This window comes from Hymenobacter sedentarius, from assembly GCF_001507645.1.
Classification (GTDB): Bacteria; Bacteroidota; Bacteroidia; order Cytophagales; family Hymenobacteraceae; genus Hymenobacter; species Hymenobacter sedentarius.
In genome coordinates this window covers 4,214,274-4,240,340 of the sequence record NZ_CP013909.1, presented here as the reverse complement: position 1 = coordinate 4,240,340, position 26,067 = coordinate 4,214,274, and the positions used below count along the sequence as shown (strand labels likewise).

Annotated in this window: 19 protein-coding genes; 12 read left to right on the top strand and 7 right to left on the bottom strand. The window is 62.6% G+C overall.

From position 1 onward, the window contains the following. Nucleotides 1-95 precede the first annotated feature (95 nt). From AUC43_RS20505 to AUC43_RS17350, 4 genes are all read left to right on the top strand, one after another. The gene (locus AUC43_RS20505) at nt 96-2,474 is read left to right on the top strand and encodes an ATP-binding protein (RefSeq protein ID WP_068196572.1); all 2,379 of its coding nucleotides are present in this window, start codon (nt 96-98) and stop codon (nt 2,472-2,474) included. 367 nt (nt 2,475-2,841) lie between these two features. Then, entirely contained in the window at nt 2,842-5,226 is a 2,385-nt protein-coding gene (locus tag AUC43_RS17360; RefSeq protein WP_082685173.1) for a M1 family metallopeptidase, read from the top strand. 109 nt (nt 5,227-5,335) lie between these two features. Next, nucleotides 5,336-6,172, top strand: a complete 837-nt coding sequence (locus tag AUC43_RS17355) for a T9SS type A sorting domain-containing protein (RefSeq protein WP_068196571.1) — start codon at nt 5,336-5,338, stop codon at nt 6,170-6,172. Nucleotides 6,173-6,408: 236 nt separating this feature from the next. Continuing rightward, on the top strand, nt 6,409-6,741 hold the full coding sequence (locus AUC43_RS17350; RefSeq protein ID WP_082685303.1) for a Dabb family protein: 333 nt from the start codon (nt 6,409-6,411) through the stop codon (nt 6,739-6,741). A 278-nt stretch (nt 6,742-7,019) separates the two neighbouring features. Here the strand turns inward: AUC43_RS17350 and AUC43_RS17345 are convergent, their stop codons facing one another. Both AUC43_RS17345 and AUC43_RS17340 read right to left on the bottom strand, forming a co-directional pair. After that, entirely contained in the window at nt 7,020-7,625 is a 606-nt protein-coding gene (locus AUC43_RS17345) for a peroxiredoxin-like family protein (RefSeq protein WP_068196565.1), read from the bottom strand. Nucleotides 7,626-7,710: 85 nt separating this feature from the next. Then, complete coding sequence (locus AUC43_RS17340; RefSeq protein WP_233254041.1) at nt 7,711-8,475, bottom strand: haloacid dehalogenase type II; 765 nt, start codon at nt 8,473-8,475, stop codon at nt 7,711-7,713. A gap of 146 nt (nt 8,476-8,621) precedes the next feature. Between AUC43_RS17340 and AUC43_RS17335 the strand changes: the two genes are divergently transcribed. Beyond that, on the top strand, nt 8,622-9,020 hold the full coding sequence (locus tag AUC43_RS17335) for a VOC family protein (protein ID WP_068196562.1): 399 nt from the start codon (nt 8,622-8,624) through the stop codon (nt 9,018-9,020). A 287-nt stretch (nt 9,021-9,307) separates the two neighbouring features. Beyond that, on the top strand, nt 9,308-9,805 hold the full coding sequence (locus AUC43_RS17330; protein ID WP_082685172.1) for a lipocalin-like domain-containing protein: 498 nt from the start codon (nt 9,308-9,310) through the stop codon (nt 9,803-9,805). An 82-nt stretch (nt 9,806-9,887) separates the two neighbouring features. On the opposite strand, the gene AUC43_RS17325 is transcribed toward AUC43_RS17330, so the two are convergent. Then, entirely contained in the window at nt 9,888-10,157 is a 270-nt protein-coding gene (locus AUC43_RS17325) for a DUF1294 domain-containing protein (RefSeq protein WP_068196557.1), read from the bottom strand. Nucleotides 10,158-10,798: 641 nt separating this feature from the next. Between AUC43_RS17325 and AUC43_RS17315 the strand changes: the two genes are divergently transcribed. Together AUC43_RS17315 and AUC43_RS17310 are read left to right on the top strand one after the other, a co-directional pair. Beyond that, a complete protein-coding gene (locus AUC43_RS17315) occupies nt 10,799-12,748 on the top strand; it encodes a CocE/NonD family hydrolase (protein WP_068196552.1) in 1,950 nt (649 codons plus the stop codon). A 355-nt stretch (nt 12,749-13,103) separates the two neighbouring features. Beyond that, nucleotides 13,104-13,946, top strand: a complete 843-nt coding sequence (locus AUC43_RS17310; protein WP_068196549.1) for a creatininase family protein — start codon at nt 13,104-13,106, stop codon at nt 13,944-13,946. A 246-nt stretch (nt 13,947-14,192) separates the two neighbouring features. On the opposite strand, the gene AUC43_RS17305 is transcribed toward AUC43_RS17310, so the two are convergent. Beyond that, nucleotides 14,193-15,014 (bottom strand): alpha/beta fold hydrolase, encoded by an 822-nt coding sequence (locus tag AUC43_RS17305; protein WP_068196547.1) that lies wholly within the window; start codon nt 15,012-15,014, stop codon nt 14,193-14,195. Between the two features lie 258 nt (nt 15,015-15,272). Between AUC43_RS17305 and AUC43_RS17300 the strand changes: the two genes are divergently transcribed. The 3 genes from AUC43_RS17300 (at nt 15,273) to AUC43_RS17290 (ending at nt 20,656) form a co-directional block, all read left to right on the top strand. Further along, nucleotides 15,273-15,596, top strand: a complete 324-nt coding sequence (locus tag AUC43_RS17300; RefSeq protein WP_068196544.1) for a hypothetical protein — start codon at nt 15,273-15,275, stop codon at nt 15,594-15,596. A 283-nt stretch (nt 15,597-15,879) separates the two neighbouring features. Continuing rightward, nucleotides 15,880-18,240, top strand: coding sequence for a S9 family peptidase (locus AUC43_RS17295; RefSeq protein WP_082685170.1), 2,361 nt, complete (start codon nt 15,880-15,882; stop codon nt 18,238-18,240). Between the two features lie 625 nt (nt 18,241-18,865). Next, nucleotides 18,866-20,656, top strand: a complete 1,791-nt coding sequence (locus AUC43_RS17290) for a DUF885 domain-containing protein (RefSeq protein WP_068196530.1) — start codon at nt 18,866-18,868, stop codon at nt 20,654-20,656. Between the two features lie 164 nt (nt 20,657-20,820). Here AUC43_RS17290 and AUC43_RS17285 read toward each other — a convergent pair whose 3' ends face one another. The 3 genes from AUC43_RS17285 to AUC43_RS21090 all read right to left on the bottom strand — a co-directional run bounded on the left by AUC43_RS17285 (nt 20,821) and on the right by AUC43_RS21090 (nt 23,904). After that, nucleotides 20,821-22,797 (bottom strand): S9 family peptidase, encoded by a 1,977-nt coding sequence (locus AUC43_RS17285; RefSeq protein WP_068196528.1) that lies wholly within the window; start codon nt 22,795-22,797, stop codon nt 20,821-20,823. Nucleotides 22,798-22,846: 49 nt separating this feature from the next. Next, a protein-coding gene (locus AUC43_RS20195; protein ID WP_099092905.1) for an IS5 family transposase occupies nt 22,847-23,649 on the bottom strand; the annotation gives its coding sequence in 2 pieces (ribosomal slippage) (nt 22,847-23,307 and nt 23,307-23,649; 804 coding nt in all). 105 nt (nt 23,650-23,754) lie between these two features. After that, complete coding sequence (locus tag AUC43_RS21090; protein WP_157781147.1) at nt 23,755-23,904, bottom strand: hypothetical protein; 150 nt, start codon at nt 23,902-23,904, stop codon at nt 23,755-23,757. Nucleotides 23,905-24,209: 305 nt separating this feature from the next. Here AUC43_RS21090 and AUC43_RS17270 point away from each other — a divergent pair, with 305 nt between their 5' ends. Next, entirely contained in the window at nt 24,210-26,063 is a 1,854-nt protein-coding gene (locus AUC43_RS17270) for a hypothetical protein (RefSeq protein WP_068196524.1), read from the top strand. Nucleotides 26,064-26,067 lie beyond the last annotated feature (4 nt).

The window sequence follows — 26,067 nt, the reverse complement described above, 5'->3', positions numbered from 1 at the left end:
AGCCGGGTTGGGTCGTAGCTTGCCTGCCCATCGCCCAACTTTTGCTTTAATTAATTCCACCCCCGCGCAGGGCTTGCGGCGTGGCCCCGGTTTGTATGCGCTTCTTTATTTTGCTGGCCCTGCTGGGGCTGTCGGCCGTTTCGGCGGCGCTGGCCCAAACGACGGCCCAACGCCTGGTCCGCTACCGCTACTACGAAGCCAACCCCGACTCACTGCGCCGGGTGCTGGCCACCCAACGCACCGACACAGCCCGCCTGCGCCTGTTGCAGCACCTGGGGGATGGGGACAACTTCGCCTCCCCGGCGGAGGAACGCGCGGAGCACGGGGAACTCGCTCGGCTGGCCCACCGGCTCCGGCGGCCCGAGGCTCCGGCCTACCGGCTGTACGCGGCCGGTTTGACCCTGGCCGAGGCAAAGGCGCCCCCGGCCCAACAACTCGACACGGCGCGGGCGGCGCTGGCCGCGTTTGACCGGCTGGGACGACCCGCGCCCGGGGTGCTTGACCTAATCGGGGGGCTGCTCGGGCTGCTCGAACCCCCCGAGGCGCGCCGGGCGTTCTACCAGGCCAAGGCGGCCTACTACCGCCGGCGCGAAATGCCGCAGAATCTGTACGTGTGCTACCGGATGCTGGGGGGCTATTACACGTCGCGGGGGGATTACAACCAAGGCATCAGCTACATCCTGCGGGCGGCCGACCAAGGCCGCGCCTACAACCGGTACCACCAGTTTAACGAGCTAGGCGTAGCCGGCTCCTACTACGCGGAATGGGGCAACCCGGCCAAGGCCCTGCACTACCTGCGCCAAGGGCTGGCCCTGCAACACGCGCTGCCGCACCTGAACGGCTATACCTGGGACGCCTACCCGAACTGGGCCATCGCCCAGGCCTACCGCCAGCTGGGCGACTACCCCGCCGCCCTGCGCCACGCCAACTTGTCCATGGTGGACACCCCCACCGACACGACCCGCAGCTATGCGGCCTTGGTGCCGCGGGTGCAGGCCTACGGACGGGTGGTCAAAAGCGCCGTGTTGCTCGACCTGGGACGCGTGGCCGAGGCCGGGCCCCTGCTGGCGTACGCCCAGCACCTAGCCGATTCGCTCCACCTGGGCCTGAAAAACCCCTCCCTCCGCTACATGGAGCTGGACGCCACCTGGGCGCGCTACTACGCCGCCCGCGGCGAGCCCGCCCGGGCCGAAACGGCCTGGCTCGCGGCCTACGGCCAGGCCCGCGCCACTAAGGTGGTGCCGCTGCGCCTGGCCTACCTGCGCGCGCTGGCCGACTTTTACGCCCAACAGGGACAAACGGCGCCGGCCGGCCGCTACGCCCGCACCGCCCTGGCCCTGAGCGACTCGCTCGGTGCCCGGCAAGGCGCCTTTCACGTGGCCCAGTACGAAGCCGAGCAGGCTACCGAAGCCCAGAACGCGCGCATCGCCGCCCTGCGCGAAACCCAGCTGCTCGAGGCCGCCCGCGCCCGCCGCCAGCGCCTGCTGCTCGGCGTCACGCTCGCCGGGCTGGCCCTGCTGGCGGGCCTGGGGTTCGTGCTCTGGCGCAGCAACCGGCTCAAGCAGCGCGCCAACGACCAATTGAACCGGCTGCACGCGGCGGTCACGGCCCAGAAAGGCGAGCTGGAAGCCCAACGCGACCAGCTCGACGCTTCCCTCACCGACCTGCGCGCCACCCAAGCCCAGCTCATTCAAAAGGAAAAGATGGCGAGCCTGGGCGAGCTGACGGCCGGCATTGCCCACGAAATCCAGAACCCGTTGAACTTCGTCAACAACTTCTCGGAAGTGAGTGCCGAGCTGTGCGAGGAAGCCCGGGAGCTGCTGGCCGCCACGAGCCTGCCCGCCCCCGAAAAAGAAGAGTTGACCGAGCTGCTGGCCGACCTGGGCCAGAACCAGGCGAAAATCAGCCAGCACGGGCAGCGGGCGGCCGGCATTGTCAGGGGCATGCTCGAGCACAGCCGCACGAGCGCCGGCGAACGCGCGCCCACGGACCTCAACCGCTTGTGCGAGGAGTACCTGCGCTTGGCCTACCAGGGCCTGCGCGTCAAAGACAACAGCTTCCACCCCGAGCTCACGACCGACTTGGCGCCGGACCTGCCGCTGGTCAGCGTGGTGAGCGGCGACGTGGGCCGGGTACTGCTGAACCTGTTCAGCAACGCCTTCTACGCCGTGCAGCAGCGCCAGCAGACCGGCGAGGACGGCTACCGGCCCACGGTAAGCCTGACGACCGCGCGCGTGAACGGGCACGTCAAAATCCGGGTAGGGGACAACGGCACGGGCATGTCCGAGGCGGTGCAGGCGAAAATCTTCCAACCCTTCTTCACCACCAAGCCCACGGGCGAGGGCACGGGCCTGGGCCTATCCCTCTCCCACGACATCATCGCCCAAGGCCACGGCGGCTCTTTGACGGTCGACAGCCAGGAAGGCCAGGGCACCACCATCCACGTGGGCCTGCCCTTGAGCGGACCGGCCTAACGGGGGCACGCTTGAGGCTTCTTTCGCCACGTGAGGAGAGGTTGTCTGGCAGCGTCTGTCGTGCTCTTTGGAAGTGCGAAGGGACTGAAGACGCGGCTTCGAAAAGAGTTCACGAAACTCATCTCCCTTTTGAGTTTCGTGAACTTTGATTAGTGAAAGAGTTTCTTAAACTCCATCTGGACCGTAGGGCCCCTCCGCTAGGCCAGTAGGCACCCACAGGCAGCGGTTCAGGGAAAGGAGGGTTCAGCGGAACGGTCGGAATTAGATAACGAGGGTTCAGCGGAACGGTCGGAATTAGATAACGAGGGTATAAGTAAGTAATGGTATGGCGTGATGGAATACGGACCCCATCAGCCTACCTTTCCGGATGCGAAATTTCTTCCGTCTTCTCCGCACCAGCCGCACTGCCGGCGTGTGCGGGCTGCTGGCCCTGGCAGGCCCCCGGCTCGCGGCAGCCCAAACCACCAACTCGGGCACCGACAAGTTTGCGCAGCTCGAAACGCTGCTGCCCACGCCCAACTCCTACCGCACGGCCAGCGGGGCCCCGGGCAAGGACTACTGGCAGCAGCGCGCCGACTACGACATCCACGTCACGCTCGACGACGCCAAGCAGGCCATCCGCGGCCGCGAAACCATTACCTACACCAACCGCTCGCCCGACGTGCTGCCCTACCTCTGGCTGCAGCTCGACCAGAACCTCTTCGCGAAAAACTCCATTACCAAAGCTACCCAGGTGGGCCAACTGCAGGAGAAGGTGTCTTTCCAGACGCTGGAATTGCTGCTGAACGATTTCGACGGCGGCTTCAAGATTGAAAGCGTGACCGGCGCGGGCGGCAAAGCGCTCCAGACGGTGACCAACTACACCATGATGCGCATCGACCTGCCCACGCCCCTGCGCCCGGGCCAGTCGTTTTCCTTCCACGTGAAGTGGCACTACAACGTCAACGGCTACCGGACCAACCGCGAAGGCTACGAGTACTTCCCCGAGGACAAGAACTACATCTACGAAATCGCGTGTTTCTACCCGCGCATGGCCGTGTACTCCGACAACCAGGGCTGGCAACACAAGCAATTTCTGGGCAACGGCGAGTTCACCCTGCCTTTCGGCGACTACCGCGTGAGCATCACCGCCCCGGCCGACCACGTGGTGGCCGCCACCGGCACGCTCCAGAATGCCAGTCAGGTGCTGACCGTGGCCCAGCAGAAGCGCTTAGAGCAGGCCAAAAAGGCCACGAAGCCCGTGCTGATTGTCAGCCAGCAGGAAGCGGTGAAAGCCGAAGCCGGCCGCGCCACCGGCACCAAGACCTGGACGTATGCCGCCAAAAATGTGCGCGACTTTGCCTGGGCCAGCTCGCGCAAGTTCCTCTGGGACGCCATGCAAATCCGGCAGAACGGCCAGCCGGTCATGTGCATGAGCTACTACCCCAAGGAAGGCAACCCGCTCTGGGGCCAGTACTCAACGGAAGCCGTGGCCCACGCCATCAAGACGTACTCGAAGTTCACCATTCCCTACGCCTACCCGGTGGCCATTTCGGTGCACGGCCCCGTCAACCCCGGCGGCATGGAATACCCGATGATTAGCTTCAACGAAGGCCGCCCCGAGAAAGACGGCACGTATTCGGCCCAAACCAAGTACAGCATGATTTCGGTGATTATCCACGAAGTGGGGCACAACTTCTTCCCCATGATTGTAAACTCCGACGAGCGCCAGTGGACGTGGATGGACGAAGGGTTAAACAGCTTCGTGCAGTTGCTGACCGAGCAAGAATGGGAGCGCGACTTCCCGTCCCCGCGCTGCGGGCCCGGCGTCGCGGCGGCCTACATGCGCACGGATAAGAGCCTGCAAACGCCCATTATGACCAACTCGGAGTCAGTGCTGCAGTTTTTCAACAACGCGTACCTTAAGCCGGCTACGGCCCTGAACATCCTGCGCGAGACAGTGATGGGCCGCGAACTCTTCGACCACGCCTTCAAGACCTACGCCCAGCGCTGGGCCTACAAGCACCCCACACCGGCCGACTTCTTCCGCACCATGGAAGACGCCTCGGCCGTGGACCTGGACTGGTTCTGGCGCGGCTGGTTCTACACCACCGACCACTGCGACATCAGCCTCGAGGGGGTGAAGGCCTACCAGGCAAGCACCGCCGACCCGGCCGTGGAAAAGGCCCGCGCCCAGCAGCTGCTGGCCACCGCCGCGCCGTCTCTCTCGGCCCAACGCAACGCCACCGATATCAAGTCCACGGCAATCGACGAGAAGCCCGAGCTTAAAGACTTCTACAACAGCTACAACCCGCTGGCCGTGACGGACGCCGACCAGCAGCGCTACACCACCTACCTGGGCACGCTCACGGACGAGCAGCGCCAGCGACTCGGCGACTCGCAGAATTTCTACGAGCTGAGCCTGCGCAACGTGGGCGGCCTCGTGATGCCCGTGATTGTGCAAATGACCTACGCCGACAACACGACCGAAGTGCAGACCATCCCGGCCGAAATCTGGCGCAAGAACAACGCGCAGGTCACCAAAATCATCGTGACCAAGCAGCCCGTGGTCAGCTTCGTGCTCGACCCCTTCCAGCAGACGGTCGATACGGATGTGAGCAACAACGCCTTCCCCCGGCAGCCGGCCTATTCCCGCTTCGAGCTGTTCGAGCAGCAGCAAGCCGCCGCGCCCAACCCCATGCAGTCGGCGGCCCAAACGCTGGGCAGCCCCCGGCAAACGCCAGAGCCGAAGCCCGTGGGCGGAACCCGTTAAATGCCCTCCGGGGTCCTTTCCGTTCACGAAAACGGTGGTGCCGTAAACGTGCTATGTTCAGCTGAAGGAGGCATTATATTGCGCACGTTTCCATTTCAACTACCTGGTAATGAAAATATTTGCCGTACTGCTCTTCTTTGGGTGGCTCCTTGGGAGTGCCGGCGCTGTTTCCGGGCAAGGAACGGGCTTCAGTGCCGGGCAAAGCAGCGGGACGCACGTCGTACACCCCGCCACCCTGCGCTTTTATTGCACCCCCGCCAATACGCAGTGCCAGCAGTTGGACGCGGACGGGGACGGCGTGGTTGATTTTGACCTGCTGGTGCAATACGGGGGAAGTATTTACACCCTGGCGCGTTCGTTGTTCCCCGCGGCCTGGCAGGTGCTGGCCGACAGCACCGGCGCCCCGGCCGCCTACGCGCCGGCCGCGCCGCTCCCGTACGGCGAACCCATCGGCCCGCGCACGGCGCGGCGCACCTGGACGGGCGAGGGCCAGTTGGTGCAGGTAACGACCTACGCGGGCCAGTTCCGCGAGAGCGGCAACTGGGCGCAGGACACGCTCACCCGCTACCTGGGCATCCGGCAGTGGCAGGGCGGCGCCTGGCGCTACGGCTACCTGCAGACCCGGCGGCAGGCGGCAACGCCCCTGAGCCCCATCTACGTCACGGCCTACGCGATGCAAACGGTGGTAACGGCGACGGCGCCGCCTTCGCTGGCCGGATTCGAGGCCTATCCCAATCCGGCGAGCGACGTGCTGACGGTGGGCCTGCCCGCGCTCGCCGCCGCGGAAGTGCAGCTGCGGGACCTGACCGGCTGGTCGGTCTACCGGCAAGTGGTGAGCCAGCAACGAACGGTGCGGGTGCCGCTGGCCGGGCTGCCACCGGGGATTTATCTCGTGCAGCTGCAAACGGCCGCCGGCATCGCCACCCGACGCATCGCAAAGGAATAATTGCTACTTCTGGAAGTGGTCCAGCTCAGCTGGGCAGAACCAAGACGTTGTTTGGCGTTGCGCATTGCGCAGTAGTCCACCACGCCGTAGCGTTCAGGAAAACGGTCCGAGAAACAACAAGAGCACTTGAAGCCCGTGTGCTTCGGTGCCCGGCGGGCGTACCTTTCCCCGGAAGGCGGCCTAGTTTCGTGCCCGCTTCCCCGTGGTTGTTTTCGCCCAAAGCCCCTGCTGTGCCCATGAATGCGCCCATCTCCCCAGACCTGTTTGTGCATCACGTGCTGTTTTACGTGCCCGCGACCGCCAGCGAATCCGACCAGGCCCGCCTGCTCGAAGGCCTTCGCACCTTGCGCGGCATTCCCGCCATCCACTGGTCGCACATTGGCACGCCGGCCGCGACGGACCGCGCCGTGATTGAGCGGACGTACGCCTATTCCTGGCTGTGCCTCTTCCAGAGCGCGGCCGACGAGGAGCACTACCAGCGGCACCCCATCCACGACGCATTTCGGGACACGTACGCCCGCTACTGGGAGAAAGTAGTGATCTACGACGCGATTGGCCCCATGTCTTGAGGCCCGTCGGCGAGCCGGGGCGACGGCCACCGCCGGGCCACTCCCTGTGCCCATGCCCTGAAGGACCGTTCACTTAACCGGTCCGAATCGCACAAGGAGCGAATTACTGGTGTATTTCGGAACGGGCCGAACGACTTGTGGTGCGCTGCGCTCTTTCCGCTTGATCGGGAGCCGGGAAACCAGCGCCGCATTGGGAGGTCAACCTTCCTCCTGTGGATGCTTGAGCTGAGCGGGTAGGCCGGTTCACGCAGCGGTCACCCCAGCAAGACGGGCGCGTCCTAGAGCGCCGCGGCGATGCGGCGCACGGAGGCCCGCTGCTTATAGTCCGGGTTGAAGTACACGTACCGGATGCGCCCGTTGCGGCCGATGACGTACGTGGCCGGCACCGGCAGCACGTCCTCCGGCGCGCCGTTGGCCTGCCGTAGGTCCACGCCGAAGCCGCGATATTTCTGCGCCGTGGCCGCGTCCACGGTAAAGGCCGTGTGGTAGGCCGTCATGATGGCGAAGCCCCGGTCGTGCACAATGGGAAACGCCGCCTGGGTCTTGGCCACCGTTTTGCCGATGTTCTCCGGGGTTTCGGGCGTGATCACCACCACCTGCGCCCCTTTGGCCGTGAGCAGCTGCAACGAGTCCTGCAGCTGGCTGAGCTGCTTGCTGCAGTACGGGCACCACTGGCCGCGGTAGAAATAGAGGACCACCGGGCCCTTTTTCAGCAGCTGCGGCAGCTCCACGGGGCGGCCGGTTGCATCCTTTGCTTTGAACGACGGGGCCGCCGTGCCCACCGCCAGGGGCTGCGCGGCGCGGGCCGGCGCGGTCTGGCCCCAGGCCGGCGCAACCGCCAGGACAAAAAGGCTGATAACCAGCGGGAAGAAGGAGTTTTTCATGGGATGAAAGGAAATTAACAAGCGGGCGCCGCGCCGGGGGCGGGGGGTGAGGTTCTGCCCCGTGCCCGGTGCCTGGAAAAGCGCGTTACCCGAGCAGTTGTTTGGCCACGGCTTCCAACGTGGGCCCCACCAGGCTGGGCACCGGGGCCAGCGGGTACTGCGCCTGCCCGGGCCGGGCGATGAAGGCGGCCTGGAGCCCCGCGTGCCGGGCGCCGGCCACGTCCCAGCCGTGGGCCGCCAGCAGCATGGTGTCCGCGGGGGCCACCCGCAGCTGCCGGCAAGCGGCGGTGTAGGTGTCCGGGTGGGGCTTGTAGTGCTTTTGCGGGTCGATGCTCAGTAACTGCTCAAAAAAGGGCGTCAGCTGGGCGTAGGCCATCTGCTGCTGTAGAGTGGGGCCGGGCGAGTTGGTGAGCGTCACCATCCGGAAGCCGGCGTGTTGCAGGGCCGTGAGGCCCGGGATGACGTCGGGATGGGGCGGCAGTTCGGCCAGGAGGCGCAGTAGTTCCTGTTTGCGGGCGGCGGGCCGGGCGGACTGGCCCAGGGCCTGGGCCAGCATGTCGAAGCCGGCGGCGCCAATGGCGGGAAAGTCGTGGTAGTGGCCCGTCACCGTGTCCACCAGGGAATACTGCAGCAAGAGGGCAAACCACTGCTGGAAGGCGAACGCGGACCGGAACTCCTGGTTGACGGCCTGCTGCAGTTTGCTGAGGTCGAGCAGGGTTTCGTTGACGTCGAAAATCAACAGCTGGGGGCGAGCGGGCGCAAAGGCGGCCATGGCGGCGGGGGAATGGGGCAGGGCCGCGACCGCAGCGGCCCGTGCCAGGGTGGAAACGACCGTGCGGCGGGTTGGCACCTGCGTGCTTACGTAGGTGCGCGGCCCCCGGTCCACGGTTCGGCTATCACTAAAATGATCGTTCTAGTTTAACGTAACGGTGGGCTGGCTAGCCGAAGTCTACTTTTTCTCGTTGAAGAAGGCAACCTCATTCCTGTTCCTGCTTCATGGCCATCAATCCAAAAACCACGGGCCTGGCCCACGTCGCGCTGCGCACCACCGACTTTGCCCGCGCCAAGGCCTTTTACCACGACCTGCTGGGCTTGCCCATCGCGCTGGACACGCCCGAAATACTCGGCTTCCTGGTCGGGGCCACCTTCATTGGCTTTAAGCAAGCGCAGCCCACCCACCCCGGGGGCGGCACCTTCACGCCTTTCAACGTGGGCCTCGACCACCTCGCCATTGCCTGCACCGACGAGGCCGAGCTGCACCGCGTGGCCGACGCCCTGCAGGCGGCCGGCGTGGAGAACACGGGCGTCAAACAGGACACGGTGGGACCGATGAAGTACGTGGCCTTCAAAGACCCCGACCGCATCGCCTGGGAATTTTACATGATTCAGGGGTAAGGCCGTCCTGGCGCTGCGACCCAGCTGCGCGGGGTAAAGCCAGTTACCTCGTTCACTTTAACGGTAGCAAGGTAAACGAGCTCTGTTCAGTTGAAGGAGGGTTCTGGCGAAGGCCATACGGGTGACCAATTGACGCACACCCGCTCCGCCCGCGGGCAAACCATGATAACTGCCAGTTGTGTGATAACGCGAATTACCGCTACTTGCGTCTCGTGAGAAGCGCGACCATGCAAGCGGTGCAAGCCGGGCGACACCCAGCTCCTCGCATTCACCAACACCTTCAATCCATGGCACCGCTTCCGTTCCTGCTCTTATTTGCCCTGACACTGGCGTCAACCGTGTTGGGACAAAGCCGAACCACGAAAACAAAAGCCCCGCTACACACCATCGTGGGCACTTGGCGCTTACTGGAGTTCACTGACCTAGACGCCAACAGCGGCAAATGGGTGTTTCGCTACGGCAAGCACCCCAAAGGGTACTTTACCTACACCAAAAGTGGCGTGGTGAACCTCAACATTTCCCGGGAAAATCCGCCGAAAATCTCCGAGGACTCGGCCAAAAAAACGGCGGTCAATTTGTTTGATTTCACCAATACGAACGCCGTGGGGTATTTCGGCACCTATACGGTGGACGTCAAAAAATCAATTGTAACGCACCACATAACCGGGGGCTCGTTGCCTTGGTACCTCGATACGGACCAAGAAAGGCCCTTTCGGTTGAAAGGCGACACGTTAATCATTGGCAATCACAAAAGTTGGCGAAGAGTTCTGGTCAGAGCAGACTAATGCTCAACCAACTGCCGTGCCTATCCCGAGTATTTGCGCTTGCCAAGTTTAAGAAAACGGTCGAGCTGTAAACGCACGCCGTTTAGCTGAAGGAAGGCCACGTGAAATAGAGCACCGCTCCTTGCAGCAGCGTTAGCCCCAGGGTCACGCCCCAGAAAGCCGCTTTGCGGTTTTTATGGTGCAGCAGCAAGATCGCCGCCCACGCGCCGGGCGCCGCGCCCGGCAGCGTCGCCCAGTGCAGCGTTGTTTCGGCAATGCGCCGCTGACCGCGTTGGGCTTTGCGTTTGTCCCAGGCGAAGAGCAGGAAACACAGCAGATTGAACAACAACAGGCCACTCAAGACTATTTTCATCGTGCCCGCAAGTTAGAGAGCTGCGTTCAGCGAAAGTGTCGGAATCACAAAGGAGCGTTTCCTTGCCCACTCAACGTGCGTCCCTTGATCTTCCTTCTGCTGTACCCATGCCCCGCCGAAACTTCTTAGGCTCTTGGCTCCTGCTTCTTGGGTCTGGCGCCGCTGTTACGCTGATGATCCTCCTGTTGGTGGGCTTTTTTGTCCGGGGGACGTGGTTGGACGCTTTGGAGCAACGGCCCCTGGTGCACGCCCTACAGCTATGGGGTAGCCCCGTGGTGCTATTACTATGCGGCCTGGGCCTCGCTTTACGGCCCCAAAAGGCGGCCCAGGGTCTCGCCCTCACCGCCTATCTATTCGGGGCTTTGTGGTTTGCGCTGGTGCTGTTCCACTATTCTGGCGGGACTTTTTGACCCCAGGCCAGCTGCCACACGCGTTCGACGACACTTAAGCGAGGGTGGATGCTGATTTAAGACACCGGGGAAGTGAAATCAAAAGTGCTGCCGGGAGCTGAGCACCAGCTCAGCGAAACGATCGTGGCCTAAACGCGCCCCGTTCAAAAATAGGAGGAATACGACAGACGATTGGTCGCACTGACGCTACCTTCGCTCTGGCCTCAACGTAGAGGCTAACCAGCTCTTTCTATGGGGGTAACCTTTTACTATTCCGCTGTTGTGGCCTTGCTGGCACTGGCCGCCCCGGCCCGCGCCCAAATGCCCGTGCTGCCGCCCGATACCTTACACGTAAGCGAGGCCGCGTTGCGCGCTCAGTTGTTGGCCGACACGGTCTACGCCCGCGCGCATTACCACAAGCAGGAGTTTCGCATACCGATGCGCGACGGGGCCCGGCTCCACACCGTCGTGTACGTGCCCAAGGACGCCGACCGGGTGCGCTACCCCATCCTGCTAAAACGCACGCCCTACTCGGTGGGTCCCTACGGGCCAAGTAAGTACAAGGCGAGCATCAGTCCGAGCAGCGCCATGCTGCGCGAGGGCTACATTTTCGCCCTGCAGGACGTGCGTGGCCGCTATATGTCGGAAGGTGTGTTCGAGGACGTGCGCCCGCAGCGAACGAACTATGCCGGCAAACAAGACACCGATGAGAGCACCGATGCCTTCGACACGATGGAGTATCTGCTCAAGAAAGGCCCTCCGAACAACGGCCGCTTGGGGCTGTGGGGCCTTTCCTACGACGGCTTCTACACGACGGCAGGTCTGCTCAGCCGCCACCCGGCCCTGAAGGCGGCCAGCCCGCAAGCGCCCGTCACCGACATGTTCTGGGACGACGACCACCAGAACGGCGCCTATTCTCTCCCCATGGTGGGCTTTTGGTCGGCCTTTGGCCAACCCCGGCCGCAGCCTACGGCGCAACGGAACGAGCGCTTGCAGGTGCCCGGCAACGACGGCTACGCGTTCTACCACCGCCTAGGCCCGCTCAAAAACGTTAACCCGCAACTCTTTCACGGTCGGGTCAAGCACTGGAACGACCTGGTGGCGCACCCCAACTACGACGCCTTCTGGCAGGTCCGCAACCCGCGTCCGCACCTAAAAAACATCAAAACCGCCGTGCTCACCGTCGGCGGCTTCAACGACGCCAGTGACCTGTTCGGCACCCTGCACACCTACGCAGCCATCGAGCAGCAAAACCCCGGCCTGGCCAACCGCCTCGTGATGGGCCCCTGGCGGCACGTCGGCTGGTCAAACGGCGCTGGCACCGGGGAGATGCTCGGCAACGTGGCGTACACCCCCTCGCCCTCGCTGTGGTACCAGCAGTACGTGGAGGCGCCCTTCTTCAAGGCGTATCTGAAAGACGCGTCGCCCACGGCCGCCGCCCTGCTGCCCGAGGCCCTCGTGTTTGAAGGCGGCACGAACCGGTGGCGCACCTTCGACGCCTGGCCGCCCAAGGCCGCGCAGGCACGCACGCTCTACTTCCAGCCCGGCGGCAAAATTGGGTTTGAGAAGCCAACCGCGGCCCCGGCAGGCACCGGCTTCGACCAATTTCTGAGCGACCCGGCCCGGCCCGTGCCGTACACCGAAGCCACGGTCCCGGGCAAGGTTGCCGCGTACATGACCGACGACCAACGCTTTGCCAGCCGCCGCCCCGACGTGCTCACCTACCAAAGCGACGTGCTCGCCGAGGACCTGACGTTGGCTGGCCCCATCCAGGCGCTGCTGCAGGTGGCCACCACCGGTACCGACGCCGACTGGGTGGTGAAACTCATCGACGTGTACCCCGACAATACGCCCGACGACCCGCGCACCGCGCCGGGCGTGCACCTGGGCGGCTACCAGCAACTGGTGCGCGCCGAGGTGATGCGCGGCCGTTTCCGCGACAGCTTCAGCCAGCCCAAGCCCTTCGTGGCGGGCCAGGTCACGGCCGTGCCCTTCACGGTGCAGGACCTAATGCACACGTTTAAAAAAGGCCACCGGCTGATGGTGCAGGTGCAAAGCACGTGGTTTCCGCTCTTCGACCGCAACCCGCAGCAGTACGTCGAGAACATCTTCGAGGCCAACGAGTCGGATTTCCAGGCCGCCACGCACCGCCTCTACTTCAGCCCCGAGCACGTCTCGCAGCTGACGGTGAAGGTGCTCTGACGGCCACCCGCAACGGTTTATTCGGAAGAAATGAAAAAGCAAAGAGGCGAGCGAAAGGCCGCCTCTTTGCTTTTCTAAGCATACCCCTGCTCGCGTGGAATTATGTTCTCACACGCATGCGCCGTGGTACTCCTGTCTGCTAACAGAATTTGTGTTCAATAAAACGGTCGGAATCGATTACAGAACGGTTCGTTAAGCGTTTGCAAACGGGTCGGAAAGGCAAAGGAGAGGTTTGCTAATAGATGAGACACAGTTGACGTTATTTGCTGGCATGAGACACGGTTATCTTACCATCGATCCCACGGCGGTGCGGCCTGCAGCCGGCACTTTCCTATTGGGTGCCAACCGTGCGCTTATGCGCAGTGGAAAGAAACTGGGCTTGCTTAGCCTGCTGGTCCTGCGATCCGTGTTCAGCCACGGCCAGCAAGCCACGACGCTGACCCGCCCGAATCTCTTCGTGGAGTACCTCACGACGTTCGAGGTGTCGGAAAAAATACAGCAGGGGTACACCACCGTGCTCGTTTACAGCGGGGGACAAGAAGCCACCGGCCCCCACGTGGCCCTGGGCAAACACAACTTTCGGGTGCCGGGCTACGCCCAGCGCATTGCGGCCCGGTTGGGCCACACGCTGATAGCACCCATCATTCCATTTGCCCCGAACTCGCCGGCGCTCCAAAAGTGGGCGGGCACCGTCACTCTCGACAGCCTCACGTTTTCCAAGGTCAACGAAGCCCTGGCCACCAGCATGATTACCAGTGGCTTTACGCGCATCATCTTGCTGGGTGACCACGGCCCCAGCCAAGCCCCCCTGGCGGCCTTGGCCCGAAAAATGGAGGCCCGGTACCGGGGACAAGGCATTGATGTCTACTACGCCGCGGACGGCTACACCACCGCTCGGAAGCAAATCGAGGCCTCCCTCAAACGCCAGGGCCTGGTGGGCGGCGGCCACGGCGGGAACTGGGACGTGTCGGAAACGATGGTGGTTTCCCGCCGTTTGGTGCGGCCCCGGCTGTTTGCCGCCGGGGACACGGCCCGAAACGGCAACACGCCCATGAATGCCCGGGGCCTTTCCGGCGACCCGACCCGGGCCAGCAAAAAGCGGGGAAAGCAATTTGGTGAGGTACGGGTCGGCGCGTATGTGGACGAAATAAAACGCCATTTAGCCGCGCTTGGCGCAGGCAGTGTAGAGAGCAAGTAGGCGGACCGTGCTGCACCGACGTAACCCGTTCGGTGCTGCTCGAACGACCGGGACGAGTGAATAAGGCAGATTAAACGTTACACCCGAACCGCGTTCGCCTTGGTTCGCATTCCTTTGCAGCGAAAGGGCGGTGTGGGGTACACAAAGCCCCGGGTACCGGCTAATGGAGCTACACCTAAGCGTTCAGCCAAACGGTGATTTCTGTCATCGGGGCCAAATTATGCCCAGCGCAAACTACACCCGTCGTCAGTGTGCTAGGGCCGGTATCGCTTTCGCTTGAAAGAACTCGTCCACCTTTCGATTGAACTCGTCGGCCTGATCCCGGAGCGTGGCGTGGCCGCTGTTGGGCACGATCCACAGCCAGGCGCGGCGCAGGTGGCGGTAGATAGCCACCGTATGGGCGTGCGTAATCATATCCCGGTCGCCAGCGATGATGAAGGCGGGCGCCGTAATCCGCCGCAGCGTCGCCAGCGGAATGTTGGGCTGCAACACATCCAGCGTGAACACCTTCCATTGATTGCGCTTCCCCGGGTCGGGCAAGGCCTTGCCCTTATTCGCTTGGTAGTACCGCTGTTGCGCTTTCCACACCGCCGGCACGAGGGCCGCGGAGTCGGGCGAGAGGTTGGCCCCTGTGGACGCTAGGCGCCGCACTTTGCTGGGGTGCCGGAGCGCGAGCACCAGGGCGTTGATGCCGCCGTCACTCCAGCCCAGCACATTCACCGAATCCAGGTGCAAGGCGGTGAGCAGGCCAGCAAAGTCATCGGCCATCATCTCAAAGCTCAGCGAGTCGCCCGGGTCCACCGACTTGCCGTGCGCCCGGCTGTCCACGGCAATCACCTGGTAGTGTTGGGCGAAGTAAGGAATATTGGCCTTGAACTTTTCGATGCTGCCGGCATTGCCGTGAATCAGCAGCAGGGGTTGGCCTTTGCCGTACACCTCGTAGTAGAGCTTGACGCCCCGCACCAGTTGGTAGTGGCCCGCGGCCGCGTTATTTCCGTACGGCACGGGTTGGCCCACGGCGAGCAACCCGGAGAATAGCAAACAGAATAGGAGTAGGAAAGGGCGCATGGGTGGGGTGGTAAGAGCGGGTTCACGTTTGGCACCCCAAATATGACGGGAGAATACGGCGATTAAGCCCTGCGTTGCTTTGTTTACGAAAAGGGTCCGACTAGCAAAACCACATTATTTAGGGTTTAAGGGGGAGGGATGGGTAAACAGGGCGGCGGGCCAGATGCTAAGTATTTACCTGGTTGAAACGTGTCCCCAACCCCGTGCGGGGCACCTGCCCTTCATCCATTCCTCAGCCGCCCACCCGAAGTTGGCGCCATGAAAACCCTTCTCTTCTGGTGCGCCTGCTTCGTGGGGTGGGCCGCTGGCCCGGCCCAGGGGCAAACCACCTCCCCGGCGGTGGTGGTCGTCCGCCTATTTGACAATGGCAACAACTTGATTATGGACATTGCGCGGCCAACGGGCGCGCCTGAACACCGCGAGTTTAAGCCGCGGGACTTACGCGCGCCGGGCGCGGCAGCCGAGCGGACCCGTCAACTCCTGGCCCAGCTCTACCAAGAAGGGTATGGCCTGACCAGCACCTACGGGGGCGGCGACCACCTGGGCAGTACGACCACGCTAGTGTTCACCAAACGAATGTAAGCGGCCGGCCCTGCCGGGCGCCCCCGCTCGCTGGCCAGGCAGGCACGCTAGCGGGCCAAGACCGGAGATGAATGACTCGCACAGAGCTACCCTAAACGGTCCGGACAGTAAAAGGAGCGTCCAACGCTACCGGCAGCACCTGCTGAGTGCGCTCACGCAACAGCACGATTGACCGGGTGGGCTGGGCATGGTTTTATGCTTGCGCTGCTAGCTAGCAGACCTCTTCGCCAGTACCTTTCACCCAGCAAAAAGACTGTTTTCACCTCTATTATCTGCAAAGCCTGTGCACAAGTCTTTACTTTCGCTTCCTCTTGCTAGCATTGGACTCCTGACGGCGGCATCCGCCCAGCAGTTGCCCGCCCTTACAGCGCAGGACTACGCCCGGGCCGAGCGCTTCATGGGGTACAACACGCTGCCGCTGGTTGACCGCAGCATGAGCCCACCCACCTGGCTGGCAGGCGACCGCTTCTGGTACCGGGTGCTCACGCCGCAGGGCAGTGAGTTTGTTCTGGTGGACCCGGTTCGCAAGACCAAAACGGCCGCCTTCGACCCGGCCAAGCTGGCGGCGGCCTTGGGCACGGCCGGCGGCAAACGCTACGAGGCGACCCGCCTGCCGTTCCGCACCTTTACCTTCTCGCCCGATGGGAAACAGGTCCGCTTCGCGGCCGAGGACAAGAACTGGCAATACGACGCGGCCAGCGGCCACGTCAGCGCCGACCCGATTCCGGCCCTCAGCCCGAGCGCCGCGGCCAGCGCCCAGAACGAAGTCGAGTCGCCCGATGGCCGGCGGGTGGCGTTTCTGCGCGACTACAACCTGTGGGTGCGCGATACCAAAACCAAGGCCGAAACCGCGCTGACCACCGACGGGATTAAGGATTTTGGCTATGCCACCGACAACGCCGGTTATGCGACCACCGACAAGCCCGTGCTGCGCTGGTCCCCCGATTCGCGTAAAATCGCGACTTTCCGGCAGGACCAGCGGCGGGTGGGCGACATGTACCTGGTGACCACCAACGTCGGCCGGCCGACGCTAAAAACCTGGAAGTACCCGCTCCCCGGCGACCCGGACGTCATCGCCATCGAGCGGGTCATTCTGGAAGTGGACCAGCCCAAGATGATCCGGCTGGCGCTGGCGCCCGACCCGCGCCGCAGCTCGAGCTGCTCCAACCTGGCGTGCGAGGGCCGGGGCATGGGCGACGTGGAGTGGAGCCCCGATGCCACCCAATTGGCCTTTGTGTCGAGCTCGCGCGACCGCAAACAGGTAACCTTCCGCGTGGCCGACGCCGCGACCGGCCGCGTGCGGGACGTCTTTTCCGAAACGGTGGCGACCTTTTTTGAATCGGGCCGCGAAGCCATGAACTGGCACTACCTGCCCAACACCAACGAAGTACTCTGGTGCTCGTCCCGCGACAACTGGGCCCACTTTTACCTCTACGACGCCACCACCGGCCGGCCCAAGCACCGGATCACCGCCGGCAAGTGGGCGGTGCGGCAGCTGGTGCACGTGGACGAGAAAGCGCGCCAGCTCTACTTTCTGGCAGGGGGGCGGGAGCCGGGCAATCCCTATTTCACCTACCTGTACCGGATGGGGATGGACGGTAAGCACCTGACCCTGCTCACGCCCGAGGCCGGCCACCACCTGGTCACGTTTGCGCCCTCTGGCCGCTATTTTGTCGACAGCTATTCGCAGCACGACGCGCCGCCCGTAAGCCAGTTGCGCACCCGCGCCGGCCAGGTGGTGCTGCCCCTGGAAAAAACGGACATTTCGCGGCTCGCCGCCACCGGCTGGAAGCCGCCCACGGCCATCACCGTCAAGGCACAGGACGGGCAATTCACCCTCTACGGCCTGATGTACACGCCCACCCACTTAGACCCGACCAAGAAGTACCCGGTGATCAACTACATCTACCCCGGCCCCCAGACCGGCCCCCTGTCGGCCAACACGGGCGCTGGCTGGTCGTTTAACGCGGGGCGGGGCGACCACCAGGCGCTGGCCGAACTGGGCTTTGTGGTGGTGCTGATTGAAGGCAGCTGCAACCCCTTTCGCTCCAAGGGTTTTCAGGACGCGTGCTACGGCAACATTGCCGAAAATACCCTGTCCGACCAGGTGAGCGGCCTGCGGCAGCTGGCCCAGCGCTACCCTTACCTCGACCTAAATCGGGTGGGCGTTTGGGGGCATTCCGGCGGCGGGTACGCGGCCGCGGCGGCCCTGTTCCGCTACCCGGATTTCTACCAAGTGGGCATCGCCGAATCGGGCGACCACGACGTGCGCAGCTACCAAGACGCCTGGGGCGAGCGCTACCTCGGCCTGCTCACGCCGCAAGCCGATGGCGCGTCCAACTACAGCTCGCAGGCCAACGCGCCGTTTGCCAAAAACCTCAAAGGCAAGCTGCTGCTGGCCCATGGCTTAATGGACAACAACGTGCCGCCTACCAATACGATGCTGGTGGTAGACGCCTTAATCAAAGCGAATAAAACCTTCGACCTGGTGGTGTTTCCAAACGCGCAGCACGCTTACGGCCCGGATGCGCCCTACATGACCCGCCGCCGCTGGGATTACTTCGTACGCCACCTGGCGGGCATCGAGCCGCCGCAGGACTATCTGATGAATGCCAAGACCGACCCGCGCGACGGGGTGCTCTAAAAAAAAGCGAGGCAACTGGCCACTCTTTGAACGTCCCTCAGAAAGAAAACGATGCTACATAACGTCTCGGCCCTTTGTTCAAGAAAACGGTTCCGAACAGCGAAAGGAGCGAATCGCAAGAAGGTGCCCCAGACGGTTTTGCCCATCGCCACGTGTGCCCCTCCGAGTGGTCGAAGAAGTTGCCCCGATAAGTGAAATGCCTTTGTTAACTTGGGCCGTCGCCGGCTCTTTTTCCGACCACACTCGCACAACGGCCTTCCTCCACTTTTCCTTACCGTCCCATGACTGGTTTTCCTTTCCTCCGCCGCGCACTGGGCCTGGTTGGCAGTGCGTTGTTGCTGACCATTCGCGCGGTTAACTGGGTTTTTCTCAGTCAATCGCCCGACAATCACTAATTACCGGGGCCCTCGCGCTGCGGGCCGATTAGCACCAGGTGCTGGACACGTCCTGGCGCAGGTAGAATAAAAAAATCCCCGGCATCAAGGAGTACTGGGAGGTTGAAAAAGAAGTAGACCGTTCCGTTCACTCTAACGGTAGTGGCTTGAACGCGCTCCGTTCATTCACAGGAGGGTATAAATATGTGTGGGCGTGGCAGCATACGGACATCCTTGGACTACCTTTCCGGATGCGAACTCCCTTCTGTCTTCTCACTAACTGCCTGACCGCCGTCGCATGCGCGTTGCTGGTCCTGGCCGCCACCGGACACGCCCCGGCGGCTCCCGCCCCCAGCCCAGATACCCGGTTCGACGCCTTCAAGCGCCAGTTTCTGCTGGCGCTGTGGCGCCAGGACCCGGAACTGGCAACCACCAAGGGCTACCACAAGTACGACTCGCTGCTGGTAATTCCCGACGCGGCCCAGCGCCAGCGCGACGCCGCATTTGCCAAGAAGAACCTGGCCACGCTCGGCACGTTTGAGCTGGCCCGCCTCTCGCCCGCCAACCAGATTGACCTGCGCCTGCTGCGCAACGAGCTACGCGCCCGGCGCTGGTACGCCGACACGCTGCGGGAATGGCAGTGGAACCCCGCCACCTACAACCTGGGCAGCGTCGTGGCCCCGCTGCTTAACGGCCGCTACTACCGCCTCGACCGGCGCCTGCGCAACATTTCCGACAAAATCAGCCACGCCGCTGACTACTACGCCGCGGCCCGCGCCAACATCAGCACCCCCACCAAGGAGCATACCGAATTGGCGCTGCAACAGCTGGCGGGCGGACTGGCCGTATTTGGCCCGGCCCTGGCCGACTCGGTGCAGCGGTCGGGCCTGCGTGCGGCCGAAAAGCAAGCCTTCATGGCCCGTGTGGCCGCCACCCGGCAAGCCATGCAAGGGTACCTGGATTTTCTGAAAAACGAGGTCTTGCCGGCGGGCCAGTTCCGCTCGTTCCGCATTGGCCAGAAGCTCTACGACCAGAAGTTTGCCTACGACATTCAGTCGCCGTTCCCCGCCGAGGCGGTGTACCGGCAAGCCCAGCAGCACAAAACCGACTTGCTGCACGACATGGGCCGGCGCGCCGCCCGCCTCTACCCCACGTACCTGCCCGGCCAGAAGGCCCCCGCCGACACGCTGGCCCTGATTGCGGCCGTCCTCGACCAGCTCAGCCGGAAACATGCCTCACGCGAGGGATTGGTCGACGCCGCCCGGGCCCAGATTCCCACGCTGGTGGCGTTTGTGAACGAGAAGAAGTTGCTGACGCAAGACCCCACGAAGCCGCTGGTCGTGCGCGAAACGCCGCCCTACCTGCGCGGAAGCGGCGTGGTCGCCGGGGTGTTGCCCCCGGGTCCGTACGACCCGGCCGCCGCCACCTATTACTACATCACGCCGATTCCGGGGGAGTGGACGGCAACCCAGGCCGAAAGCTTCTTACGCGAGTACAACGACTACACGCTGCAAATTGTGAACATTCACGAGGCCATTCCCGGCCATTACACCCAGCTGATGTACGCCAACCGCTCGCCCTCGCTCGTCAAAAGCTTGTTTTGGAACGGCGCCATGGCGGAGGGCTGGGCCGTGTACGCCGAGCGCATGATGCTGGAGAATGGTTACGGCAACAACGCCGACGAAATGTGGCTGATTGAGGACAAGAACAACATGCGTGTAACGCTGAACACCATTATTGACCGCGCCATTCAAGTCAATAACATGAGCGAGAACCAGGTTGTGGCCATGCTGCGCCGCGAGGGCTTTCAGGAAGAAGCCGAAGCCCGCGGCAAGTGGCGGCGCGCTACCCTGAGCCAGGTGCAGCTCAGCAGCTACTTTGCCGGCTACTCCGCCATTCTGACCCTGCGCGACGAGCTAAAGCGGCAGCAAGGCCCGGCCTTTGGCCTCAAGGCCTTCCACGAACAATTCCTGAGCTACGGCACCGCGCCCGTGAAATACATCCGCGAACTCATGCTGGCCCCGAGCGGGTCTCGGCCCTGAGCGGCTGGTGGCCGACCGGTACAGCGAAACTGTCCAAAGGGTAACGCGCTCCGTTAATTAAAACGAGGGTTAAATAAAAGAAGGCCCTCATGCTGAGCTTGTCGCAGCATGAGGGCCTTCTTCCAATTAAAAGGGCTTTGGCCGTGCCCGGGGCATGATGTAATCTACTTCACCAGATTATCCCGCAGAAACAGCATCATGGCGCCGTAGGTGTAGTCGCGGTTGGCCTTTTTGGCCAAACTGTGGCCTTCGTCTTTGGCCATAATGTACCAGACCGTATTCCCCTGCTTTTTCAGCCCGGCCACCATTTGCTCGGATTCCGAGAGGGGCACGCGGGGGTCGTTTTTGCCCTGGTACACCAGCATGGGCTTGGTGATGTTCTGGATTTTGTTGATGGGCGAGATGGTCTCAAACGCCTTCATCATGGCCGGGTCGCGCTCGTCGCCGTACTCCACGCGGCGCAGGTCGGCGCGGTAAGAGCTGGTGTTTTTGAGGAAGGTGGCGAAGTTGCTGATGCCGAACAAGTCGACGCCGCAGCGCATCCGGGCGTTGTAGTTGGTCATGGTGGCCAGGCACATGTAGCCGCCGTAGGAGCCGCCGTACACGGCCACGCGGGAGGCGTCGAGGTTGGGCTGGGTGGCAATCCAGTCGAGCAGGGCGCCGATGTCCTTCACGGAGTCTTCGCGCTTGGGGCCGTTGTCGAGGGCCACGTAGGTCTTGCCATAGCCGATCGAGCCGCGCACGTTGGGCACGAGGATGCTGATGCCCAGCTCGTTGGCCAGCAGGGCGTAAAGCGGGACGAAGCTGGGGAGGGACTGCCCCTCCGGCCCGCCGTGAATGCTGAGCAGCACCGGGGTTTTGCCGGTGGCGTTCTTGGGCCGGTACACAAAGGCGGGAATCAGGCGCGGCTTGCCGTTCACCTGGTCGAAGGTGGGGTACTGAATCAGGGTCGGCTCGGGAAAGGTGGCGGGGTTGAGGCCACCGGTTTCACTGGTGGTCCAGCGCGTGAGCCGGTTGCCGGTCAGGTCCAGCACGTAGGCGTCGGCGGCGCTCGTGCCCGTGCTCAGGGTCAGGGCCAGGCGGCGGCCGTCGTCGTTCATCTTTAGTGCGCCGATGAGGCCCTTTGGCAGGTTGGGCACGGGCTTGTAGGCGCGGGTTTTGGTGTCGAGCACGTACAGCTTGGAGAAGCCGCCCTCGTTGGTGGTGAAGACCAGCTTGGAGCCGTCCTTGCTGCGCTCCATCCCGGTCACGTTCCAGGGAATCTGGGCCGTGAGCGGGGTAAGTTTGCCGCTCGCCAAATCCAGGTGGCGCAGGGTTTGAAATTCGCTTGCCTCGTCAGAGGTCAGAAACAGGCTTTTGCCATCGGCGCCGAACGTGATGCGACTAGCAAAGTCGCCGTAGGCCACGGGCTTCTTGGTTGGGTGCAGCAGCTCCAGCTTGCGGCGGGCCACGTCGAGGTGGAACAGCTCGCTCTCGTTTACGGACTTGAAGTTCTGTAAAATCATCTGCCGGCCGTCGTCCGACCACGCCACCACGCCCCAGCCGCCGCCCTTCAGCTCCAGCAGGGCCGTGGGCTTGGTGGTGCCTGCGGCGGCGAAGTCTTGCACAAACAGGTCGACATCGGTGCCGTTGCGCTGGTTGCTCATGTAGGCCAACTGGGCGCCAGCCGTATTCCAGCCCATAAATTTGTTGCGGCTTTTGCCGTCGGTGAGCAAGCGGGAGCTGCCGGTGCCCAGGTCGTAGAAATAAACCTGGAAGTTTTCGTTGCCGCCCTCGTCGCGGCTGTAGATGAAGCCGTTGTGCTTCTTGTCGGGGCTGACGGCCACGCTGGCCAGCGGCTCCTTGAAGGCGGTGATTTGCCGCCGTTCGGCGCCCGGCGCGGCCACGTGGTGAATCTGGGGCACCTCGCCGGCGCGGGTGCTGATGAACAAGCCCTTGCCCTCGCGGTCCCAGTCGGCCACACTCGCGCTGCCCACGTTCTGGTACTGGTCTACCCGCGCCAGCAGGGCGGCGGGCAGGGCGAGGATGTTTTCCACCGTCAGGTTGCCGATGTCGCGGCGGGCACTTGCGTCCGTGGGGGTTTGGGCCAGTGTAGGCACACCCGTCACGGCCATTAGGATAGTGAATAGAAAGTTTTTCATTAAAAGTTGAACAGGAATGAGTCTACAAGATAGGCGCGTTTAAGAGTACCTAACAAAACCGGTTGACGGCCTTCCAGGTGATGAGCGCACACCCGAGCAGGGTGAAGGCCAAGTGGATGTCGCTGCGTTGTTCGTAGCGCACGCGCAGGCGGCGGAAACGGTTGAGCCAGGCGAACGTGCGCTCGACCACCCAGCGGTGGCGGCCCAGCCGTTCGCTCGACTCGATGCCGCGCCGCGCGATGCGGGATTGAATGCCGCGTTGGCGTAGGGCCAGGCGGCATTTGCGGTAATCGTAGCCTTTATCAGCGTGCAGCTTGCCGGGCCGTTTGCGCGGGCGGCCGCGGGCCTGCCGCACGGGCGGGACCGCGTCGAGCAGGGTGCCGAACACGGTGGAATCGTGGCAATTGGCCGCGCTCAACTGTACCGCCAGCGGGGTGCCGCGCCGGTCGACCAGCACATGGCGCTTCGTGCCCGGTTTGCCGCGGTCCGTCGGGTTTGGGCCCGTATGTGCCCCCCTTTTGCGGCCGGGATGCTTTGCGCGTCCACGCTGGCCCGCGACCAGTCCAGTTGCCCGGCCCGGCCCAGGCGGTCAAGCAACACCTGGTGCAGCCGCTGCCACACGCCCGCCGCGTGCCAGTCCCGCAACCGACGCCAGCACGTCATGCCCGAACCACACCCCATTTCCGCCGGCAGCATTTCCCACGGCAGGCCGCTGCGCAACACGAACAGAATGCCCGTCAGCGCAGCCCGGTCCGCCACCCGCGGCCGGCCCCCTTTCGGGTGCGCCGGAGCCGGCGGCAGCAAGGCCGCTATCACCGCCCACAACTCGTCTGTAACCAACTGCTTTGCCATGCCTCTTGCATACGAAACCCGGTTTTGTTAGGTGCTCTAAGCAAACGGTCCGAAAAGTAAAACACGGGAAAGGCTAGAAAGACAGAAAGGAAGCCATGCACTGGCTCAGGAAAATGCGGATTTGCTGGCAGTTAAGTGATTGGCCGCGTTTTGGAAAAGGATGCGCAACATGTCAAACACAAGCCGGGTCAGCAGGACGGCATGGGAACCAAAGCCCATGAAGTTGCCGGACAGCCCGAGCGTAGTAGGGTTCAAGGGGTGTGACATATTTGGGCTACATAGGTTGGTAAACCCCCATGCTCCTCCCGGGGCTCCCCCTGACTAAGGCTCCATTATGTCGCCCAAATGTGTCACGCTTTGCTGGGCTTTGTACAGTTATCAGGGGCGGACGAAACTAAATTACTGCAGGTACCAGAAGGGGGAAAGGATGAAGTAGTTTAATAAAGACCAACTGCTCAGGGCAGCCGCGCCCCAGCGTATTTCAAGGCCGTGGCTGGCTTTCGTATTAGTGGGGGAAGCAGGTGATACCACCTTCTTGGCAACGAAAACCTAGCTACCCAGTGCACCCCGTAAACAACATCCTGCCAGAATTCATACGCCACCGCGATGGCCGTCTACTTCCCCTCGCTCATGATGGAAGCCTACGGCTGTCCGACGAACAAAAACACCTCTACAATTCAAAGGCCGCTCGTGCCCGCCAGCGGCAGGCTAAGTCGCGAGCTGCGCGCAAGGCAGCAAAACCCGACTTCTTTATCGTTCCTACCGAGGCCATCGCTCGATTAGCCGAGTTGGGCATCATGGGTAAGGCCCTGCTCAAGCACTACCTATTCCTCCACCTTATCTACCAGGCTCACCACAAGCACGAACTCGACCAGAGCGAGTACATGGAGCTGAGTTCTGATATTCTACGCGTTCACCTTGGCAAGACTGGTAGGGTGACGTACGTGACCTTTCGGACTACCCTGGTGGCCTGGGGCATGATTGAGGTCAACAACTCGTATCTGACCGGGGCTAGCGCTAAGGAAGCTCAGGAGAGCAACCCTGGCGTGACGGCCGAAGCCTTTTGTAAATCTTACCGGTTGAGCGCATCATGCCGCAGCGGAGGTTTTGAGGTTGTTTCGGGCATCGGGCTTAATTTTTACAAGAAGGCCCAGGCTGATAAGGCCAAGCGTCACCAACTCGAGGGCGGTGGCCAGCATATCGATGCCTCCCTGCCTCATTTCTCTTGGCTGGAAAACTGCCTGAAGCGGCTTACAATTTCCCAGGAAGCCTACGCCTGGATTGATGAGCAGGAGCGCCAGCAGGCCCCGTTGAAAGATAAACGGGTGAAGACCAAAGCAGGATACGAGTCCAGGACCAACCGGAAATTCACCCGCGAAATAGCTCAAGGCTATAAGCTCACGGTGGATGAAATCAACGCCCGGCAAAGGGCCGGTGCTCCCACCTTTACCTTCAGCCCCACCAACGGCCGGCTCAACAATGCCTTCTCCTCGTTGGCCACAGGGCTGCGCCAATTCCCCGAAATCGACGGAGTTCCCACAACGCTCTCCGGCCTAGACCTGTCCTGCAGCCAGGTTTACCTGCTGCTTCCGCTACTTCAGAAAACCAACGCTGCCCAGAATGCAAGGGAGGATTTCTACCGATTTTTCAATTTGGTCTTCACCGGTTCTTTTTATGAGGAAGTAGCCAAGCTTGTGACCGCACGAGATAAGACTTTACTTCTGGAAGGCGAGGAGAAGCAGGCTTTTTTTATGCACGTTCTTTTCTCGACCATTCACGCTGCTTATGGCTATCGCCGGGCCTTCAACAAGGAATTTCCTACCGTCAACAGGGCCATCCTCGAATTGGTAACCAGCGAAGTAGTGGACCCGGCCACGGGCGAAGTACGAAGAGTAATAGATTCACTGGCTGTGCGTCTCCAGCGGCAAGAGTCGCACTTGTTCTTGGAGCGCATCGCGGCCCAGCTACACCATGAACTCGGCGACACCGCTTTCGTGGTGACCCTTCACGACAGCATCTACTTCGAAAAACATCACTACCAGGTGGTCCACCGCGTCATGACCGACATCCTTTTTGAGGCTACCGGCTACGTTCCAAACCTTAAGTCTACCAACCCCATAAACCACGACAAGTGGCTAGTAGCGGTCATCGAACACAAAGCCACGCTTGCTCACGTAATCGAGCTCTTCGAGGAATCAGAAAACGCGGTGGCCGAAACCCAGCGCGAAGTTCATGCCCTTCTTTTCGCAGGGCTCACACCGGCTGCTGTCATATCCAGCGTTATGCCCAACTCCCAGCTGTCGGGCGATAGTTGGAAACTTCGACAAAAGCCAGTTCCGGAATACCTCGCCATGGGGGCCCTGGCTTCCGCCCAGGAACTGGCGCTTTTCGAACGGGGTCCCTGCCTGAACTAAGTTG

What these genes read in the sequence shown, in the direction of transcription:
- AUC43_RS17335 (WP_068196562.1), top strand. Translation starts at nt 8,622, where the DNA reads ATGGCCATCAATCCAAAAACCACGGGCCTGGCCCACGTCGCGCTGCGC.
- AUC43_RS20505 (WP_068196572.1), top strand. Translation starts at nt 96, where the DNA reads ATGCGCTTCTTTATTTTGCTGGCCCTGCTGGGGCTGTCGGCCGTTTCG.
- AUC43_RS17355 (WP_068196571.1), top strand. Translation starts at nt 5,336, where the DNA reads ATGAAAATATTTGCCGTACTGCTCTTCTTTGGGTGGCTCCTTGGGAGT.
- AUC43_RS17360 (WP_082685173.1), top strand. Translation starts at nt 2,842, where the DNA reads ATGCGAAATTTCTTCCGTCTTCTCCGCACCAGCCGCACTGCCGGCGTG.
- AUC43_RS17315 (WP_068196552.1), top strand. Translation starts at nt 10,799, where the DNA reads ATGGGGGTAACCTTTTACTATTCCGCTGTTGTGGCCTTGCTGGCACTG.
- AUC43_RS17330 (WP_082685172.1), top strand. Translation starts at nt 9,308, where the DNA reads ATGGCACCGCTTCCGTTCCTGCTCTTATTTGCCCTGACACTGGCGTCA.
- AUC43_RS17300 (WP_068196544.1), top strand. Translation starts at nt 15,273, where the DNA reads ATGAAAACCCTTCTCTTCTGGTGCGCCTGCTTCGTGGGGTGGGCCGCT.
- AUC43_RS17305 (WP_068196547.1), bottom strand. Translation starts at nt 15,014, where the DNA reads ATGCGCCCTTTCCTACTCCTATTCTGTTTGCTATTCTCCGGGTTGCTC.
- AUC43_RS17285 (WP_068196528.1), bottom strand. Translation starts at nt 22,797, where the DNA reads ATGAAAAACTTTCTATTCACTATCCTAATGGCCGTGACGGGTGTGCCT.
- AUC43_RS17290 (WP_068196530.1), top strand. Translation starts at nt 18,866, where the DNA reads ATGCGAACTCCCTTCTGTCTTCTCACTAACTGCCTGACCGCCGTCGCA.
- AUC43_RS17310 (WP_068196549.1), top strand. Translation starts at nt 13,104, where the DNA reads ATGCGCAGTGGAAAGAAACTGGGCTTGCTTAGCCTGCTGGTCCTGCGA.
- AUC43_RS17325 (WP_068196557.1), bottom strand. Translation starts at nt 10,157, where the DNA reads ATGAAAATAGTCTTGAGTGGCCTGTTGTTGTTCAATCTGCTGTGTTTC.
- AUC43_RS17350 (WP_082685303.1), top strand. Translation starts at nt 6,409, where the DNA reads ATGAATGCGCCCATCTCCCCAGACCTGTTTGTGCATCACGTGCTGTTT.
- AUC43_RS17345 (WP_068196565.1), bottom strand. Translation starts at nt 7,625, where the DNA reads ATGAAAAACTCCTTCTTCCCGCTGGTTATCAGCCTTTTTGTCCTGGCG.